Annotated in this window: 17 protein-coding genes; 4 read left to right on the top strand and 13 right to left on the bottom strand. The window is 53.8% G+C overall.

Annotated elements, in window-relative coordinates:
- Positions 1 to 88: 88 nt before the first annotated feature.
- The 13 genes from BY447_RS21885 to BY447_RS21825 form a co-directional block, all read right to left on the bottom strand.
- Positions 89 to 1,420 (bottom strand): carbohydrate porin, encoded by a 1,332-nt coding sequence (locus tag BY447_RS21885; RefSeq protein WP_323859539.1) that lies wholly within the window; start codon positions 1,418 to 1,420, stop codon positions 89 to 91.
- A gap of 715 nt (positions 1,421 to 2,135) precedes the next feature.
- Positions 2,136 to 2,477 (bottom strand): YebG family protein, encoded by a 342-nt coding sequence (locus tag BY447_RS21880; protein WP_013196294.1) that lies wholly within the window; start codon positions 2,475 to 2,477, stop codon positions 2,136 to 2,138.
- Between the two features lie 156 nt (positions 2,478 to 2,633).
- Positions 2,634 to 3,428 (bottom strand): SIR2 family protein, encoded by a 795-nt coding sequence (locus BY447_RS21875; protein ID WP_010247078.1) that lies wholly within the window; start codon positions 3,426 to 3,428, stop codon positions 2,634 to 2,636.
- Positions 3,425 to 3,985, bottom strand: coding sequence for a non-canonical purine NTP pyrophosphatase (locus BY447_RS21870; protein ID WP_110332229.1), 561 nt, complete (start codon positions 3,983 to 3,985; stop codon positions 3,425 to 3,427). The genes BY447_RS21875 and BY447_RS21870 overlap by 4 nt, the downstream gene beginning before the upstream one ends.
- A gap of 151 nt (positions 3,986 to 4,136) precedes the next feature.
- On the bottom strand, positions 4,137 to 5,036 hold the full coding sequence (locus BY447_RS21865; RefSeq protein WP_110332228.1) for an ABC transporter substrate-binding protein: 900 nt from the start codon (positions 5,034 to 5,036) through the stop codon (positions 4,137 to 4,139).
- Positions 5,033 to 5,827, bottom strand: a complete 795-nt coding sequence (locus tag BY447_RS21860; protein ID WP_110332227.1) for an amino acid ABC transporter ATP-binding protein — start codon at positions 5,825 to 5,827, stop codon at positions 5,033 to 5,035. Before BY447_RS21860 ends, BY447_RS21865 begins: the two co-directional genes overlap by 4 nt.
- On the bottom strand, positions 5,811 to 6,737 hold the full coding sequence (locus BY447_RS21855; RefSeq protein WP_033785119.1) for an amino acid ABC transporter permease: 927 nt from the start codon (positions 6,735 to 6,737) through the stop codon (positions 5,811 to 5,813). Before BY447_RS21855 ends, BY447_RS21860 begins: the two co-directional genes overlap by 17 nt.
- Before the next feature lie 9 nt (positions 6,738 to 6,746).
- A complete protein-coding gene (locus BY447_RS21850; RefSeq protein ID WP_110332226.1) occupies positions 6,747 to 7,265 on the bottom strand; it encodes a GNAT family N-acetyltransferase in 519 nt (172 codons plus the stop codon).
- Positions 7,266 to 7,275: 10 nt separating this feature from the next.
- On the bottom strand, positions 7,276 to 8,217 hold the full coding sequence (locus BY447_RS21845; RefSeq protein WP_110332225.1) for an ABC transporter substrate-binding protein: 942 nt from the start codon (positions 8,215 to 8,217) through the stop codon (positions 7,276 to 7,278).
- Positions 8,218 to 8,228: 11 nt separating this feature from the next.
- On the bottom strand, positions 8,229 to 9,542 hold the full coding sequence (locus BY447_RS21840; RefSeq protein WP_061060764.1) for an LLM class flavin-dependent oxidoreductase: 1,314 nt from the start codon (positions 9,540 to 9,542) through the stop codon (positions 8,229 to 8,231).
- Between the two features lie 80 nt (positions 9,543 to 9,622).
- Entirely contained in the window at positions 9,623 to 10,774 is a 1,152-nt protein-coding gene (locus tag BY447_RS21835; protein WP_110332224.1) for an amidohydrolase, read from the bottom strand.
- A 19-nt stretch (positions 10,775 to 10,793) separates the two neighbouring features.
- On the bottom strand, positions 10,794 to 11,792 hold the full coding sequence (locus tag BY447_RS21830) for an MsnO8 family LLM class oxidoreductase (RefSeq protein ID WP_110332223.1): 999 nt from the start codon (positions 11,790 to 11,792) through the stop codon (positions 10,794 to 10,796).
- Between the two features lie 456 nt (positions 11,793 to 12,248).
- A complete protein-coding gene (locus tag BY447_RS21825; RefSeq protein ID WP_061060761.1) occupies positions 12,249 to 12,983 on the bottom strand; it encodes a GntR family transcriptional regulator in 735 nt (244 codons plus the stop codon).
- 433 nt (positions 12,984 to 13,416) lie between these two features.
- Here BY447_RS21825 and BY447_RS21820 point away from each other — a divergent pair, with 433 nt between their 5' ends.
- The 4 genes from BY447_RS21820 (at position 13,417) to BY447_RS21805 (ending at position 17,701) form a co-directional block, all read left to right on the top strand.
- A complete protein-coding gene (locus BY447_RS21820) occupies positions 13,417 to 13,866 on the top strand; it encodes a PTS sugar transporter subunit IIA (RefSeq protein ID WP_110332222.1) in 450 nt (149 codons plus the stop codon).
- A 47-nt stretch (positions 13,867 to 13,913) separates the two neighbouring features.
- Entirely contained in the window at positions 13,914 to 14,186 is a 273-nt protein-coding gene (locus tag BY447_RS21815) for a PTS sugar transporter subunit IIB (RefSeq protein WP_003855084.1), read from the top strand.
- A gap of 39 nt (positions 14,187 to 14,225) precedes the next feature.
- Complete coding sequence (locus BY447_RS21810; protein ID WP_013196307.1) at positions 14,226 to 15,599, top strand: PTS ascorbate transporter subunit IIC; 1,374 nt, start codon at positions 14,226 to 14,228, stop codon at positions 15,597 to 15,599.
- Between the two features lie 539 nt (positions 15,600 to 16,138).
- On the top strand, positions 16,139 to 17,701 hold the full coding sequence (locus BY447_RS21805) for a pyridoxal phosphate-dependent decarboxylase family protein (RefSeq protein ID WP_110332221.1): 1,563 nt from the start codon (positions 16,139 to 16,141) through the stop codon (positions 17,699 to 17,701).
- Position 17,702: the final 1 nt, after the last annotated feature.

Below are 17,702 nucleotides of genomic sequence, written 5' to 3'. Positions count from 1 at the left end.
ATCCAGTTCCGGCACTCTATCAGTTTTCGTCGTGACCTCAATCGGTCAGAACAAAAAGCGTGACAGCGATCGTAATCCTCTTATTCGCCTAAAAATTTACGACCGTTTTAAGCTCAGTCACCCAGGCATCCTGCGTATGGGATATGCCCGCCGGATGATGCCAGTACTGAATCCCGGGTTGCAGTTCCAGCCAGGAAACGGGGCGGAAACGGTAATAGAACTCGCTGTTTAGCGAATGGCCGGGCACCGGATGATATGCCGTATCGTGGTAGTCCGAAACACCACCTATCGTATTCATATAGCGCTGATTTCGCGCGTACTGACTGCTCATGTCCGTCCAGGTCAGGCCAAAACCAATCCAGTCTTCCGGACGGGCGTCAAACAGTCCCCGATAGCGGAGTGAAGCGGCATAGACCGAATGCATGTAGTTAGTGCGCTGATCGGCCAGGCTCATACTGAATGAAGTACTTAACCCGCGACTGGCGTCATCCTGATGTCGCGTCAGTTGCTGATTAAGTCCGGCGTAAAGAAACCATGTCCGGTTATGAGAAGCATAACCGCCGGGATCACTGGCTCCCGCACCACCGGACCGGCCGCGATAGAGGTCAGTTTGCGGGGCATTGGTAAAAACCACCCCCAGGTTGTAGGCACCCGGCAGGCCGTTAATGATCGGGCGGGCTTCGATTTCTACCGGCAGCAGGACACCTTTGCTGCGCCTGGTTGAGCCACTCCAGGCGTGATGACGGCTCGCAGCATCCGGGTTCTGCTCCATTACTCCCCCTTTTAACGTCACAACAGGTGTAAACCGGTATTCGAGCGTGGTTCCCCACGTGTGCACGTTCCAGTTGTTCCAGGTCAGTGAGTTAGCAGATTTTCCACCGCACTGAGAAAGCATCTGGAAATCACAGGGTATGATCTGATCGAAGGTCTGAACCTTGTTCATCATTCCGATACGCCATGTCATCCTGCGGTCATCGAAACTTCGGGCAAAAGTCAGCCAGCCCAGGCGGGTGATCGATTGCCCGCCCCAGCTCTCCTGCGTAAGATCGTTAACATTCATCCGCGGATCCTGCACGCGTCGGGTGGTCAGATCGTCGTTGTGATTACGATTAACGATATTCGCTTCGATACGTGCATCGGGAATATTTGTCCAGCGCGACAAATCCTGATTAAAGGTCAAAGCAAACTGATCGATATAAGCAACGTGTGAGGCATGATTGAAGCCACCGCCGCCATTCCAGCCAATTTCATTCAGATAACCCAGGTTATAAGCAAATCCATTATCGTTAAGCGATTTACGAAGGCCATACATATCACCCAAAACAGGATCCGGTGGAGATTCAAACCCTAATACCGTTCCGCTCCATTCCTGCGCCGTCGACAAGGGAGAAAAGGTCAATAATGAGAGTGCGCACAGCATGCTTTTATATTTCATCTTAGCAACCTGTTTTGATTTTAATGATGTACAGTTCGCAGGAGAGTCCTTAACCTCCTGTCATCTACCTCATGTTTCCCCGGCCTGAATACGCCGGGTCATTATCGCGCAGGTTATTAATGACTTACGGCATGCCAGAGTAAATTTAAGGCAAAAAAAAACCTAAGCACCCCACAGTGGTAAAGACTGCGGAACGCTTAGGTTTTGCCTGTTATCCAGTAACAACCCTTCGCTGAAAACGGCTCTACCCTAACACTGCTTTTTTAAATTGAATAGCACTGTCGGATTATTTCACAAAAAATGTGAGCCAATTAACAATTGATATCTCTCATTTCATAGGGCTGGTGTAAATTAACAATCTAAATGAGGTAAGAAACCCATCAGGGAATGTTATATTAGTTTTCTTGCTAATTCATTTAATTAAGATTGATTTTATCAGTAGAATTAAAATAGTCATCCGGCGTCAAAAGCTTAAAAATTAATGATCCAAAACCCAGATTGTTGAATCCTGATTGATGCTATAGCGCTGAGTTTAAAAAATATAGCTGGCTGATTTTCGTGATTTACATGGAGATTGCAGGCGGGGAGTCAGCGCAAGGGAACGACAGGAGGATTTGTTTTGAATGACCTGACAAAAGATCAGATGACCCGTCAATCAGAAACAGCAACGCCGGAAGGTTCGCTTCCGGCGTTGTGGCAATCAGGCAGCTTTAACGGCGCGTACTTTCTTCGCAGCAGGCTCTTCCGCCTGATCATCCGCACCCTCTTCTGCCACGGCTTCAGGCTTCGTCGCGCCTGCGGCCACGTCCGGCAGTTTGCTGGTGCGCAGAATATGCTGAACCGCATCTTTCTGCTCGGCAATCAGCAGGCCCAGCGTTTCTGCCTGAGATTCGTCCAGTGCAGGTTGATGCTGTAACAGCCAGTCAGTGAAGGCTTCGGCCATATCGAGCATTTTGTCGTAGGCATCGGCCTCTTTCTTATTGGCAAACGTCATCTTCTCTTCACCCTTTCTGACTACAACAAATTTTGTTTCAACAGCCATCTTTTCGCCCTCAGGTACTGTGTATACATACAGTATATCATGCCGGTTATGCTTTGCCAGCAGAGAATAGAGTTTATCGGTTATGCCCGAGCTAACCTTAACCGGACGCAGGTTTTTTTCTTTTTCCTGTCGCTTTTCTGCCGGACGTTACGCTGACTACACCAGCAACTCTTCAAGGAACATCGCCAGTGCCTTGCGCGGATCGTCCTCTTCGGAAACGATCACCTCGATCCCCCACTGCCCCAGCACCTCTTTGGCTACCGGGTTATTACGGTTAGTGAACAGATACGATTTTGGCCGGGCCGTCGCCAGCCCGGTGCGGCCCCACATCTTGGTCAGACGGTAAAACAGCAGACGAATGTTGAAATCACTGATGCTGTAGCCGACAAACAGCACGGAGTTGCCCATTACGTCATGGGTCAGTTTGATGTCGAGCGGTGAGTCAAAATAGAGGCGTTCAAAATAGCTGCTCTCATCGAGCACGATAGAGGTGTCATCATCGAAGTCACCGTGCAGCTTGATGATGTGACGCTTATCCTCGGTCAGGGAGACCAGGTCAGCGGCGTTTGCCACTTTGTAATAGGGAACGCCGTGCGCCTCGTGCGCCGCTTCCAGCCAGCGATCGTAATTGGTGGTGTAGATGCGCGAGAAGTTACCCTGGGTAATCATGGTATGAATTTCAGAAGACCGGACATCGATATCCGGCCGGTGCCACTCGCGATCCATCCAGCTGCGCAGCGGGCCAAGCGAGCCTTTCTTTTGCTTGTAATACTCCGCCAGCGACAGGTGCGTACCGTAGGTATTGAAGATTTTGGGATCGTAACCCAGCTCGTTAGCCAGGTGAGCAATCAGTTCATGCCACTCGGGGAGGCCAAAATTACGCGAAATACCGGCACCGGCAAACAGAATCAGCTTGCCGGAATCATAGGCGCGTTTGAGTTCAGGTTTCATGCCACTCCCCGCGAGGTTTTTAAAAAGGTGGCGAAGCGATCCAGCGCGATGCGCCGCATCGAGATCTCATTCTTAAGTTCGCCCATTTCTGCAAAAGTCTGCTCATAGCCTTCGGGGATAAACACGCAATCCCACTGGAAGCCGCGCGTCCCGGCGGGTTTCGCGGCGATGGTGCCGCGCAGTTCACCCGAGAACTGATACATTTTGCGGCCGTCGCAGTAGCCGAGCACCGTTTTGGCCGTCACGGCCTGGCTGTCCAGTCCCTGCACCAGCGCGGTAAAGCGCTCAGCGTCCAGGCGGTTCCAGAAGATGCGGGTCAGACCGGCGGGCAGACCATTGAGGGCATCCAGATAGAGACCGGTATGCTCAACAAACAACGGTCGCCCAATCAGCGAAAAGGCTTTGGTCAGTTTATCACGCACCAGGTCCAGCTCGTTTTCAGTCTGAATTTCTTCGATGCGACGGGCTATGGGTAATACTTCGACCCCGACAGGCTCGAGTATCTTACGCACCTCCGCCAGCTTTTGCTCATTGGCAGAAAGGAATCTGATTTTCATGGGGCTTCCAGGTCAATTACTCCGCCACGCAGTGAGGATTTTTTACGAAAACAGGCGGGCAGGATAAATCACTAACGCTGGAGAGTGTAGTTCAATTCTGTGGTCATCAGATTGCAGAACCGGCTTAAGCAGGAGAGCCGGTTCTGCCGACTCAGTAAACAATGCCCGGCGGATTCACCGTGGAGTGCGTCACAGCTTCATCCTGTTCACCCCAGCGCGCCAGCACCTGCTGATACTGCCCACCTGTGATGGTGCCATCCAGCGCAGTCTGCAATGCGGGTGCCAGGCCATTCCCCTTTTTAGTGGTCACGGCAACCCAGGCGCGAAACGGTCCGCTGCCAACCAGCTTTGTCTGACCGCGTGACGCCACTTTCCAGGCAGCCATCGAGTGCGGGCCAAAGATCGCATCGGCCCGTCCCGACAGAAGCGTCAGCGTTGCTGAGGCATCATCGGTAAGGTAAATCGGCGTCACCGCGGGCAGACCTTTAGCCCGGTTCTGCTGATCCCAGCTCAGTAATATGCGCTCCTGATTGGTGCCTGATGAGACGATAATCCGTTTACCGGCAATATCAGGCGGGCTGCTGATCTGGCTGATTTTACTGTCGCTTTTTACCGCAAAGGCGTGGTTATCAGCGCGATAGGTCGCAAAATCGAACTTCTTCTTACGCTCCTCAGTAACGGCAATGTTAAACATCGCGACATCATAGCGTCCGGCGCTGATGCCCAGCGGCCAGTCCTCCCATGAGGCCGGAACCAGCTTCAGCTTTAACCCCAGGCTGTCGGCCAGCAGCCTGGCGATGTCCGGATCGCTGCCGATCCGCGTGACGTTGTCAGACGCCAGCAGCGATAGCGGCGGTGAGTTAGTTACGGCGGTCGCAACCGTCAGCGTGCCAGGCTCGATAAAGTGAAAGTCAGCCGGGATTTTCGCGATCGCCTGCGGATTCGCCGGGGCATGAATTGGCGTCTCATTTTTCAGCACATCGAGCTTCTCCGCCGCCGGACAGCTCAGCACCGGGAGCAGCGTCAGCGCTGTTAACGTCAGCGCCCTCATAACACACGCGCCAGGAAACGGCGGGTGCGATCATGGCGCGGATTGTTCAGTACCTGCGTGGTGCTGCCCTGCTCAACAATCCGGCCATCCACCATAAAGACCACGTTGTCCGCCACTTCACGCGCAAAGCCGATCTCATGGGTCACAATCACCAGCGTGGTGCCGGAACGCGCCAGCTTTTTAATCACATCGAGCACTTCACCGACCAGCTCCGGGTCCAGCGCCGAGGTCGGTTCATCGAACAGCATTACGCGGGGTTTGAGCATCAGGGCGCGCGCAATAGCGATACGCTGCTGCTGCCCGCCCGACAGATGACGTGGCCAGGCATCGGCTTTATGGCGCAGGCCGACAATATCCAGCAGTTCACCCGCCCGCGCTATCGCTTCAGATTTCGTCAGCTGACGATGGGCGATTGGCGCTTCAATCAGGTTATCCAGCACGCTGAGGTGCGGAAACAGATTGAAGTTCTGGAACACGTAGCCGACGTTGATACGCTGCCGCAGAATCGCCTTCTCTTTGAGTTCATACAGCTTGTCGCCGCGCTGCTGATAGCCGATGAAGTCGCCATCAATCTGAATGAATCCCTCGTCGACCCGCTCCAGATGATTGATGGTGCGCAGCAGCGTGGATTTGCCGGAGCCGGACGGCCCCAGAATCACCGTGACCGATCCAGGCTCCAGCGACAGCGAAACATCATCCAGCGCTGTGTGTTTACCAAAACGCTTGGTCACGCCGGTAATACTGATGGCACCTGTTGTGTGTGAAGTGCGGTAATCAATGGCTTCGGACATGGCTGATCTCCTCGGTCGGATGAAGTGGCGTGACGCGGTTGCGCCATTGTTGCCAGCGCGAAGGCTGCGGCTCACGGTTCACGCTGCGGGCCAGCCAGCGCTCAACGTAATACTGAATCACGGACAGGACGGTGGTGATAATCAGATACCAGGCGGCACCGACCATCAGCAGCGGGATCACTTCCTGATTACGGTTGTAAATCATCTGGATGGTGTAAAACAGCTCCGGCATCGCCAGCACATAAACCACGGATGTGCCTTTTGCCAGGCTGATGATTTCGTTGAATGCGGTCGGAATAATGGCGCGCAGCGCCTGTGGCAGAATGATGCGGAAGGTCCGTCGTGAGGCGGAAAGCCCCAGCGCGGAAGCGGCTTCCACCTGACCGTGATCGACACCGAGGATCCCGCCACGGATAATCTCCGCACTGTAAGCCGCCTGCACCAGCGTCAGACCAATTACCGCCGCAGGGAACTGGCCCAGCACGTTAATCGTCTGAAACGCGCCCCACGACAGGCCGGTAAACGGAATGCCAATCGACAGCGTGTCGTAGAGGTAGGAGAAGTTATAGAGAATGATCAGCACCACGATGAGCGGCAGCGAGCGGAACAGCCAGATGTAGCCCCACGCTAAGGTGCTCAGCAGCCACGACGAGGAGAGACGCGCCAGCGCCAGCAGACCGCCAAAGAAGAGGCTGAAAATAGTGCCCAGCAGAGTCAGGAGCAGCGTCTGACCCAGGCCGTGCAGGATCACCGGATCAAAAAACCAGCGGGCAAACACGCCCCACTCCCAGCGCGGGTTAAAGGCCACTGACTGAATCACGCCCGCCAGGATAAACAGCGCCAGGATAGCGCCTGCGGTGCGCGCCGGATAACGTGCCGGGACCACCTGCAGATGTTGATGTTTACTCATCGTCACTCCTTAACTTGCCGCAGCGACGTTATACACGCCGATCACTTTAATAAAGCGCAGTCGCCCGTCATGTGGCGGCTGGCCGTAACGCTCCAGATCGCCGCTCAGATCGAACTGTGGCTGATAGCCGTGACCGGTATAAAGCTGCACCGCCTCCGGCTGACGAAAGCCGGTGGTGAGAAACAGCCGCTGATAGCCCGCCTGCAGGGCGCGCCGTTCCAGCTCCTGCAACACCACCAGCGCCAGCCCCTGACGGCGCAGATCGCTGCGGGTCCAGATGCGTTTCAGCTCAGCGGTCTGCGGGTCATAAGGTTTGTAAGCGCCCATCGCGATGATTTCGCCGTCGCGCTCCAGCACAATAAACAGTCCCTGCGGCGGCAGATACCATTCTGTCAGCTCCTGCTCCTGCTCGTTACGTCGGGAGAAAAAGTCGCCATAACGTGCCGAGTATTCACCAAACAGACCACCCAGAATGGGTTGCAGCTCGGGGGCCTCCGGCGAAACTTCGCGGAAAGTGGATTCACTCATGGTCAGCTCCTTAGTCGCCCAGGCCAGCGGGGTTGATTTCAGAACGATCGATATGCTCAACGCCTTCACCCCAGCGGTTCAGTACCTTCTGATAATCGCCATTGCTGATCACGCCATTCAGCGCGGTGCTGATCGGTTCCGCGAGGCCGCTGCCTTTCTTCACCGTAACGGCAATGTGCGCCGCTTTTGGCCAGCCGCCATCCACGCTGCCGACCAGTCGGGTTTTACCGGTCAGCGCCGCTTTCCAGGCACCAATCACGTTAGGACCGAAGTAGGCATCGGCTCGCCCCGCCTGCAGTGCCAGGGTCTGGGCGGCATCATCTTTGGTAAAGACCGGCGTAAAGGCTTTCAGGCCCTTTGCCTGATTCTCTTTATCCCACGCCAGCAGAATCGCCTCCTGATTGGTGCCGGATCCCACGATGATCCGCAGTCCGGCAATATCTTCCGCTTTGGTCAGTGACTGAATCGGGCTACTGGTTTTGACATAAAAGCCGAGTGAGTCCTTGCGATAAGTGGCGAAGTCGAACTTCTCTTTGCGCTCTTTAGTCACGGTAATGTTGGAGATCGCCGCATCATACTTGCCCGAGGCCACACCCAGCGGCCAGTCTTCCCACGACGTGGGAACGATGTTAAGTTTTAATCCCAGGCTGTCCGCAACCAGTCGGGCAATATCCACCTCGCTGCCGAGCAGGGTTTTGTTGTCATCGGAAAACACCGTCAGCGGCGGGGAGTTCTGCGCCGCCACGGCCACGGTAAAGGAGCCCGGCACCACAAAGTGATGTCCCGCGGGCAGTTGCGCGATGGCGTCAGGATTTTTCACCGTATTAACCGGCGCTTTATTGGCTTCCAGGCTGACGCGCTGGCCGTTATAGGAAACGCTGGTGCCTTCAGCCAGCGCATGGCTGCTGGCGGCCAGAATAAGCAGGGCAAGAAGGCGCGATGTTTTTTTCATGAGGTAGGCTCTTATTTTGAGGTGAACTGATTAACGGGTTGTTTCAGGGCGAAGCTGTCGCGCAGGGTGCTGCCAGGGTAGTCGCGGCGCGTCAGGCCGCGAGCCTGCAGAATCGGCACCACGCGGTCGACAAAACGCTCAAAGGTATCGGGTGTGCCGCCATTAATGATGAAGCCGTCTGTGGCGTGGGTCTCAAACCAGAGCTGCAGGCCATCCGCGACCTCTTCCGGCGTGCCGTGAAACAGCGGACGCGGCGTTGCGGCTTCCAGTGCCGCCTGGCGCAACGTATGGCCATGCTGCTGTGCTTTGCGTTTGATTTCGTCGGTGGTGCTGCGAAAGCTGTTCTGACCGATGTCGCCGATGTCCGGGAACGGCTGATCCAGCGGATATTGTGAAAAGTCATGGTGGTCGAAGAAACGACCGAGGTAGTTAAGTGCATCGGTAATCGACACCAGCGCCGCCGTGGTCTGATACTGGCGTTCTACGTCTTCCGCATCATCGCCCACGATCACGCTGACACCCTGGAAGATGTGCAGATCCTCTGGCTGACGACCGTTCGCTACCAGCTGCTGTTTCACATCCTGATAAAACGCCTGGGCTTCTTCACGGGTTGGCTGATGGGTAAAGATGGCGTCAGCATGGCGCGCCGCCAGCTTTTTACCGTCATCGGACGCACCCGCCTGGAAGATAATCGGACGGCCCTGCGGCGTGCGGGCGATGTTGAGCGGTCCCTGCACCTGGAAGAAGTCGCCGTGATGATCAAGCGTGTGCAGCTTCGCCGGGTCGAAGAACTGGCCGCTTTCCTTGTCCCGTACAAAGGCATCCTGCTCCCACGAATCCCATAACCCTTTCACTACCTGCAGATACTCGTCGGCAATGCGGTAACGCAACGCGTGTTCCGGGTGTTTCTCGCGGGAAAAGTTTTTGGCGGAACCCTCCAGCGGCGAGGTGACAACGTTCCAGCCCGCACGCCCGCCGCTGAGGTGATCGAGGCTGGCAAACTGACGCGCCACGGTGAACGGCTCGCTGTAAGAAGTGGAAACTGTGCCGACCAGCCCCAGATGTTCCGTGACGCCCGCCAGTGCCGAGAGCAGCGTCAGCGGTTCAAAACGATTAAGAAAGTGCGGGATCGATTTCTCATTGATAAACAACCCGTCGGCGACAAACAGAAAATCGAGCTTGCCCTGCTCCGCCTTGCGGGCGATTTTTTTGGCGTACGCCAGATTAATGCTGGCATCGGCCTGCGCCGCCGGATGGCGCCAGGCAGACATGTTTCCCGACGCGCCATGCAGAATAGTGCCCAGCCGAAGTTGTCTTGTGGTCATGATGCTCTCTCTTTTTTAGTCGTAGCGATGCCCGACGAGGGTTGTCAGAACCCCCGTGTTTTAACGGGCTGCAGATGAATTCAGTTCAGAATGGCTTCCCGACATCGCGCATTGAGGTGTTGCAGCGCCTGGCGGGCCAGTCGCGCGAAGTAGTCGGCGGCGGGGGCAATCAGCGCCTCATCCGGGGTGAAGCTGGCATGGTGCAGACCAAAATCACTGGCGCTGCCGATGCTGACAAACGCACCCGGCACCTGTTGCAGATAGAACGCAAAATCCTCACCCAGCAGATGCAGTTCGGCGGACTGCACCCGATAACCTGCCTGCTGCGCGACGTCACTGCTGAAGGTTGCCCAGTGCGCATCGTTGATTAGCACCGGCGGACCGGGATGCCAGCTCAGGGTCGCCTGCGCGCCATTGGCTTCAGCAAAATGCTCAACCAGCGTACGCACCCGCTGTTCCAGTTCCGCACGCAGTTGCAAATCGTGAGTGCGGGCCGTGCCGCCAAACTCCACGCCGCCCGGCAATACGTTCCAGCTTTTGCCGCCGTCGATGCGGGTAATGCTCAGCACCAGACTGTCCAGCGCACTGAAGCTGCGGCTGGTGAGCCCCTGTAAGGCCTGGATAATCTGACTGGCGATGACAATACTGTCGACGCCCTGCTCCGGATACGCGGCATGTGCGCCTTTGCCGGTAACGCGAATAATAAATTTGTCTGTATTGGCATAGAACGCCCCACTGCGGGTGGCAAAAGTGCCGACAGGCAGTGAAGGCTCGTTGTGCATGCCGAAAATAGCCTGCACCTCATCCAGCACGCCCGCGTCAATAAACTGGCGTGCTCCGTGCGCTATCTCTTCCGCGGGCTGAAACAGGATGCGCACCCGACCAGGCAACTGATCGGCCCCGGCGTTAAGCTGTAACGCCGCGCCCAGCATCACCGCGCTATGGAGATCGTGACCGCAGGCGTGCATCACGCCGGGATGACGGGAGTGAAAACGCACGCCGCTCGCTTCATGGATCGGCAACGCATCGATGTCGGCGCGCAGCGCGATGACGGTCTCTCCGCTGCCAATTTCCGCCACAAGACCCGTCTCAAGGGGATAGTCGAGCAGCCGGATGCCCGCCGCCTGCAACCAGCCCCGCAGCCGGGCGGTGGTGGCGAACTCCTGACCCGACAGTTCCGGCCAGGTATGCAGTTCACGCCGCCATTCAATCAGTTGTGATGCATTGCTCATGATGACTCTCCACTCAGACTCAGGCTGCAACCAGATGATGCGTAGCCAGCAATTCCAGTGACTGCAGGCGGGCAACCGGCTCGGTAATCGGTGTGTCGATAACGAACTCATCAATGTCGAAATTATGGTGCAGCGCATCCAGCTGGGCATGAACCTGTGCTGCGGTGCCTTTCAGCAGTGACGGCGTGCGCGGCTCAATCTGATAATCGCGATATCCACCCTGACGCACATAGCGCTCAGCCTGTTCAAGACTGCCGACGTTGACGCCAGGCCCGTCTTTCACCGACACATGATAATGACGCAGCGTGGAAACCAGCAGGTCAGCCTCGGCGGGCGAGTCGGCCACCACGACCTGAACAGCCACCAGTGCGCGCTGGCCGTTACTGAGGCGAGAGAAGGTACTCAGTGCATGCTCCAGCAACTGGCGGTCGCCATTGATATGAGCTGCAAAGACGAACTGCCAGCCCAGACTGGCCGCCAGCCGTGCGCTCTCTTCACTGGCACCCAGCAGAAAACGGTTAGCAGGACGTGATGGCAGCGGCGTTGCGGCTAAACTTTCGTCATCAGGCTGTACCTGTGGAGGTTTAAGCCAGCTATCCAGCAGCTGAAGCTGTTCGGCAAAGCTGCCTTTTTTAGCCGCATCGACACCCTGTTGCAGTGCATGGGTAGAAAGTGGCAGTCCGCCCGGCGCTTTGCCCACACCGAGATCGATGCGGCCCGGTGCCAGTGAGGCGAGCAGATTAAAGTTTTCCGCCACTTTATACGGGCTGTAATGCTGCAACATCACTCCACCCGAGCCGACACGAATATGGCGGGTCTGGGCAATAATCCAGGCAATCAACACTTCCGGTGAAGGACTGGCGAGCTGCGCAGTATTGTGATGTTCTGCCAGCCAGAAGCGGTGATATCCCCACTCCTCAGCTAACTGCGCCAGCTGCAGCGTGCGCTGCAGTGCTGCTGCAGGCGACTCGCCCTGCAGCACGGGCGCTTTGTCTAACAGACTTAATCGATATGCCATTCACCTGGTCCTTGTTCATTCCGGTTGCGGACCAGTGTGCTGCGCAGTCGATTATTGGTAAAACATCATATTGTTTTATGCTTTATTGAATTCGTCATAATGGGGAGAAGTGAGCAGTGGCAGAGAAATAAATGCCCCTGAAACAGGATGTCAGCCCGCCAGGCAGCGTTAAACGTTGTTCACCGCCTGATTTTAATATGATTTAAACCGGCTAAATGGCAAAGGTTTGCAGAAAATCGTCTTATGTATGAAGAGCTGAAAAGTGTCTCTGTTAGTGTTAGCGGAATATCCGGCTGTAAAGATTTAGTACCTGAATTTTTCAGCACAAGGTAGAAAATTATAAATGGCATCACGACCAGAGAGTGTAATAAGATTGAGATAGTCCTTAGAAATAGTCAAAAGAAGCTTCTATAAATAGTCTTTCTCTCCGGGAAGATTAACCGTAAATAATAGTTACTAAGGCCGCTGTGAATTTTGCTTCAACGGGAAATATCGGGTGTTAATAATCGCCACATTTACTTCACAGGGAACACCATCATCAAGAAAAACCGTCTCATTGAGCTGAATGACCGCATCCCCTGCCGCTAAGTTAAGCAGCGTCAGAGTCTGTGAATCCGTAACATTCACGGCCGTCAGATGCTGATCCCTGAGCTGCACTTTCTTACCGGTAACCTCTTCAATATAGGCATATTTTGAGACTTCCAGCTTGCTGAATTCAAGGCTATTAAACATATTCACCGGCAGATGAATATGTTCGAGAGCCACAGGGATATCATCGAAACACATCAGGCGTAAAATTTTATAAATCTGATCGCTGTTTTTAATACGGAGCGCCTGCGCCATATCAGCAGACGGGACCTTAATTATGCTGACCGAAATGATTTTCCTGACGCCTTTATGACCTTTTCGTTGCGCCTGAAAATCAAATGGTGAAAGCACATGGTATCGGTGCGCCTGGCTGCTTATTTCAGTAGAACCTACAAAGATACCTGAACCTTTAACGCGGTAAATTCTCTGCTGCTCAACCAGAATACGTGTCGCTTCACGAACCGTCGCACGGGTAATACCGATACTTTTTGCGATGGATATTTCGGTATCCAGCTTTTCTCCGGGGCGAAGGCCATCATCCTTAATTTTATTGAGGATGTAATCTACAACCTCTTTTTGCTTTTCTGTGATGCCATCAACCATCGAATCTCTTCCTGTATGCGTGAAGGTGAAACGCCATCAATCCGTGTCAGTACAGTTCTGCCTGACATTGCCGGATAAGTACTACTTCGGCTACCTGAATATGTGACCAACTTATCAAATTGGCACTGATGTTAAGGCTGTTCAGCGATATTTTAACTTTACAGGTTGTGTCCGTACACGTCGAAGGACATCATCAGGATGACTAGACATCTTCAACATGTACAGATGTGATGACGAAGATGAAATATAACCTTAAGCCCGTAGTCAGCAACTAAGTTTTTCGTAACGCTATGAATAGTGGCTCTTTTAATAATCTTATGGCCTTCATTATCCTGAGCTTCTGTGGTCTGAAGGCTCAGTTGAAAAGTGGCGGAGGGAGCGTTTTAAGAAAACTGACTGTACATACTCAGGCATTCTGAGGAGGAGCAAAACGATGTCACATCTGGCGAAGTGGTTAAACAATGAGAAAGTCCAGTACGTTAAACGCGTTGCGAACTGGCAGGAAGCGATAGCGATAGCCGGGCGGCCTCTGCTCACTGAAGGCGCAATATCGCAGGATTATATTGATGCCATTATTCGACAGAAAGAGGAGATTGGTCCCTTTTTTGTTATCGCGCCGCAGATTGCCATGCCTCACGCGCGCCCTGAGGAAGGCGCACACAAGCTGGGCTTGTCGATTGTGCTGCTGGGCACAGCAGTGAATTTTGACTCTGAAGAGAACGATCCGGTAAAGGCGATTTTTATGTTTGCGGCACCGGACAGTAACAGCCATATCGAAATGATTTCCCAGCTGGCGGACTTTCTGTCCGATGAAAACATCATGGCACGGCTCTTTAATGCAAGCAGCCAGGACGCACTTATGACGATTTTATCAGGCGTCTGACCGCCCGTTAAAACGCGACTTTTAATCAACAGTGAATGAGGTTTGATATGAAGATTATGGCAGTGTGTGGTTCAGGTCTGGGCAGCAGCTTTATGATGGAAATGAACATCAAGAAAGTGCTTAAAACAATCGGCGTTGAAGCGGAAGTTGAACATTCGGATCTTGGTTCTGTTACTCCTGACGTGGCGGATGTGTTTGTGATGGCAAAAGATATTGCCTACAGCGCAAACCTGCCAGAACAGAAGGTCATCATCATTAACAATATTATCGACCTGAAAGAAGTGGAGCAGAAAATACGCGAGTATTTTGAGAAAAACTGACGCTAATAATCAGATAAACGCCTTACCCTCGAGGTTAATATGTTTACTCAAAATCTTTTGCAGTTTGTCGTCGATGTACTGAAAGTGCCCTCAATCCTTGTCGGGCTGGTGGCATTTTTCGGACTGATTGCGCAGAAGAAGCCGTTTCCTGATGTGATTAAGGGCACGGTAAAAACAATTCTGGGCTTTCTGGTGCTGGCAGGTGGCGCGACCGTTCTGGTCGGTTCTCTGACGCCACTGGGCGACATTTTCAAGCATGCGTTTGATGTTCAGGGCATCATTCCAAATAACGAAGCGATGGTCTCTATCGCGCTGGCTAAATATGGTGCGCCAACCACCATGATCATGGCCTTCGGCATGGTGGCTAACATCGTAGTCGCCCGATTCACCCGACTGAAATATATCTACCTTTCAGGACATGTGACGTTTTATATGGCCTGTATGATCGCGATTATTTTATCGGTCGCTGGTTTCGAAGGTCTTCAGCTTATTTACACCGGATCATTGCTGTTGGGTATTCTGATGGCTACCTTCCCGGCTATCGCCCAGCCCTATATGCGTAAGATCATCGGAGGCGACCATGTCGCGCTGGCGCATACCGGGACCATTGGTTATGTCTTATCGGGCTGGATCGGTTCTGTGGTGGGTAAGGGATCGAAATCCACCGAAGAGATGAACATGCCAAAAAACCTGAGTTTTTTGCGCGACAGTACCATCTCTATCTCGCTTACAATGATGATTATCTATTTAATCCTGTCGGTCTCCGCCGGTAAAGCGTATGTAGAGGCTAATTTCAGCAATGGTCAGAACTACCTGGTGTACTCCTTCATTCAGGCCATTACCTTTGCCGCTGGCGTCTTTATCATTCTGCAGGGCGTGCGTTTAATTCTGGCTGAAATTGTCCCAGCCTTTACCGGCTTTTCAGAAAAACTGGTGCCGGAAGCCAGACCCGCGCTCGATTGCCCGATTGTTTTCCCCTATGCGCCGAATGCGGTGCTGGTTGGCTTTATCTCCAGCTTTGTCGGTGGCCTGGTCGGACTGTTTGTCCTGGGTCAGCTGCATTGGGTATTGATTCTGCCCGGTGTGGTTCCTCACTTCTTCTGTGGTGCGACAGCCGGTGTGTTTGGTAATGCGACCGGTGGTAAACGCGGAGCAATCTGCGGCGCCTTTGCGCATGGCCTGTTGATCACCTTCCTGCCTGTCGCCCTGCTGCCGGTACTCGGTCAGATTGGACTGACCAACACCACTTTCTCGGATACAGATTTTGGCGTCACAGGCATCCTGCTCGGTAATATGGCGCACTTTATGGATAAGGGAACCATCACCCTGATTATCACCGGCATTTTTGGCCTGCTTGTGGTTTATAACTTTATGGCTAAAAAGAAGGTTCCTGCTGAAACAAATGAAGTGTAATCAGGCGCTGTAATGCTAACCGGAAAAGGCTCTCTGCCTTTTCCGTTCTTCATATCCGACCGATTCGCCCGAACCACCGCTATTACCACGGTGACTGACCGCAGCACGCTCATCCTGATATCGATTTCTGTCAGTTTTCGCACCTTTGTTTTACCCACACACTAATGCACCCCCTCATTTCTGATTCAACCCGGTCCTGTTTTCCCTTAAAAAAAAGGACTATTCCGAACGCAAAAAGTGATCTGAATCACACTTTCAACATTAGACATACTAATAAATAAAATTTAACAACAAAACAATTGAATGATAATGATTAACATTTACACTCTCATCCGCATATAACAAAGCGTTAAACGCTGCCAAATCCACAAATAATATGCGGTATTTTCTCTTTTTAAGGTGAAAACACTAATCCACGTAATGGTCAGGGTTTTTATCTGGTTAGTTAGTTTTATGTTTACTGGAGTTGTTGAGCGGATTTCTAACGCTGCTGACGTTGTGTCGGCAGGGTCACTGGTATTCACGCACAGGAACTGAAAATGCTTTTACGCTCATCCACTCAGACGGCACTGGACCTCGCGCAAGCCTCCAATGCCAGCGGAGCCGAAACGGCTATTTTTAACGATCAGCAACTGGCGGCCTGGTCGCAGCAGACTCAGGAGGTGCTGGCGCTGATGACGCGCACCGTGACTGGCGTAGAGAAGCCTTTCAGCGGGATTCTGCCCCACGAACTGGCGGCGGAGTTCAGCGATGTCGATCTCGATCGTCCGCTGGGCAATAACGATGACGCGCTGGCAGAGTTGAGTCAGCTCTATCTGCGTGACGCCGTCTGGTTCCACCATCCTAAATACCTTGCGCACCTGAACTGCCCGGTCGTGCTGCCCTCTCTGATGGCCGAACAGATTATGGCGGCGGTAAACAGCTCGGTTGATACCTGGGATCAGAGTGCCGGCGGCACGCTGATTGAGCAGAAGGTGATCGACTGGACGCTGGGCCGTATTGGTCTGCCTGCCGGATCGGATGGGATCTTTACCAGCGGCGGCACTCAATCCAACCTGATGGCAATGCTGCTGGCGCGTGACAGCTGGTGCGCGGAACATCATCCGGGGCATCTGATTAAGCATCGCGGCCTGCCGGAGACGGCGTCGAAGTGGCGGGTGTTTACCTCGAAACTCAGCCACTTCAGTATTCAGAAGTCGATGGCGATTCTGGGTCTGGGCTATGACGCGGTTATCGCCGTTGATCACGATGACCACTACCGCATGGATGCAAAATGCCTGGAAGAGGAGATCGTACGCTGCCGCAGTGAAGGGCTGATCCCGATTGCTGTGGTCGCCACCAGCGGCACCACCGACTTTGGCAGCATCGATCCGCTGCCCGATATCGCCCGTCTCTGTGAAGATTATGGTCTCTGGATGCACGTTGATGCCGCTTACGGCTGCGGTCTGCTGGTTTCTGAGAATCATCGCGCACGGCTGAACGGCATTGAGCGTGCTGACTCCGTCACTGTCGATTATCACAAATCGTTCTTCCAGACCGTCAGCTGCGGCGCCTTCTTTGTGCGCGACAGCCATGACCTGAAGCATGTCACGCACCATGCAGATTACCTGAATCCACTCAGCGCGCAGCAGGAAGGCACGCCCAATCTGGTTAACAAAAGTATTCAGACCACACGCCGTTTTGACGCCCTGAAAATGTGGCTGACACTGCGCGTGATGGGCCCGGCGGCGCTGGGTGACGCCTTCGATACGCTGATAGATCTGACTCAGGCCGCGCACCAGCTGTTAACTGCGCATCCTGCCATTGAAGTGCTGCATGCGCCTGAGCTGACGACCCAGATTTTCCGTTACGTTCCCGGCAAACATGCCAGCGACGCGCAGATCGACGAGATCAACGCTGCCATCCGTAAAGCGCTGTTCCGTTCCGGTAATGCGGTGATTGCGGGCACCAAAGTCGACGGTCGTCAGTACCTGAAATTTACCCTGTTAAATCCCACCACGACCACGGCCGACATTGAAGATGTACTGAGTCTGATTGCGCACTATGGCCGCGAACAGGTGCGTGCCTCTGCGCTGAGTGCGGCGAATCATGGAGAGATCTGAA

It is taken from the genome of Pantoea sp. JKS000250, assembly GCF_003201065.1.
Lineage (GTDB): Bacteria > Pseudomonadota > Gammaproteobacteria > Enterobacterales > Enterobacteriaceae > Pantoea > Pantoea vagans.
This window is presented reverse-complemented; position numbering and strand designations above follow the sequence as displayed.

What these genes read in the sequence shown, in the direction of transcription:
- BY447_RS21855 (WP_033785119.1), bottom strand. Translation starts at nt 6,737, where the DNA reads ATGAGTAAACATCAACATCTGCAGGTGGTCCCGGCACGTTATCCGGCG.
- BY447_RS21815 (WP_003855084.1), top strand. Translation starts at nt 13,914, where the DNA reads ATGAAGATTATGGCAGTGTGTGGTTCAGGTCTGGGCAGCAGCTTTATG.
- BY447_RS21845 (WP_110332225.1), bottom strand. Translation starts at nt 8,217, where the DNA reads ATGAAAAAAACATCGCGCCTTCTTGCCCTGCTTATTCTGGCCGCCAGC.
- BY447_RS21865 (WP_110332228.1), bottom strand. Translation starts at nt 5,036, where the DNA reads ATGAGGGCGCTGACGTTAACAGCGCTGACGCTGCTCCCGGTGCTGAGC.
- BY447_RS21880 (WP_013196294.1), bottom strand. Translation starts at nt 2,477, where the DNA reads ATGGCTGTTGAAACAAAATTTGTTGTAGTCAGAAAGGGTGAAGAGAAG.
- BY447_RS21805 (WP_110332221.1), top strand. Translation starts at nt 16,139, where the DNA reads ATGCTTTTACGCTCATCCACTCAGACGGCACTGGACCTCGCGCAAGCC.
- BY447_RS21825 (WP_061060761.1), bottom strand. Translation starts at nt 12,983, where the DNA reads ATGGTTGATGGCATCACAGAAAAGCAAAAAGAGGTTGTAGATTACATC.
- BY447_RS21885 (WP_323859539.1), bottom strand. Translation starts at nt 1,420, where the DNA reads ATGCTGTGCGCACTCTCATTATTGACCTTTTCTCCCTTGTCGACGGCG.
- BY447_RS21810 (WP_013196307.1), top strand. Translation starts at nt 14,226, where the DNA reads ATGTTTACTCAAAATCTTTTGCAGTTTGTCGTCGATGTACTGAAAGTG.
- BY447_RS21840 (WP_061060764.1), bottom strand. Translation starts at nt 9,542, where the DNA reads ATGACCACAAGACAACTTCGGCTGGGCACTATTCTGCATGGCGCGTCG.
- BY447_RS21820 (WP_110332222.1), top strand. Translation starts at nt 13,417, where the DNA reads ATGTCACATCTGGCGAAGTGGTTAAACAATGAGAAAGTCCAGTACGTT.
- BY447_RS21875 (WP_010247078.1), bottom strand. Translation starts at nt 3,428, where the DNA reads ATGAAACCTGAACTCAAACGCGCCTATGATTCCGGCAAGCTGATTCTG.
- BY447_RS21835 (WP_110332224.1), bottom strand. Translation starts at nt 10,774, where the DNA reads ATGAGCAATGCATCACAACTGATTGAATGGCGGCGTGAACTGCATACC.
- BY447_RS21830 (WP_110332223.1), bottom strand. Translation starts at nt 11,792, where the DNA reads ATGGCATATCGATTAAGTCTGTTAGACAAAGCGCCCGTGCTGCAGGGC.
- BY447_RS21870 (WP_110332229.1), bottom strand. Translation starts at nt 3,985, where the DNA reads ATGAAAATCAGATTCCTTTCTGCCAATGAGCAAAAGCTGGCGGAGGTG.
- BY447_RS21850 (WP_110332226.1), bottom strand. Translation starts at nt 7,265, where the DNA reads ATGAGTGAATCCACTTTCCGCGAAGTTTCGCCGGAGGCCCCCGAGCTG.
- BY447_RS21860 (WP_110332227.1), bottom strand. Translation starts at nt 5,827, where the DNA reads ATGTCCGAAGCCATTGATTACCGCACTTCACACACAACAGGTGCCATC.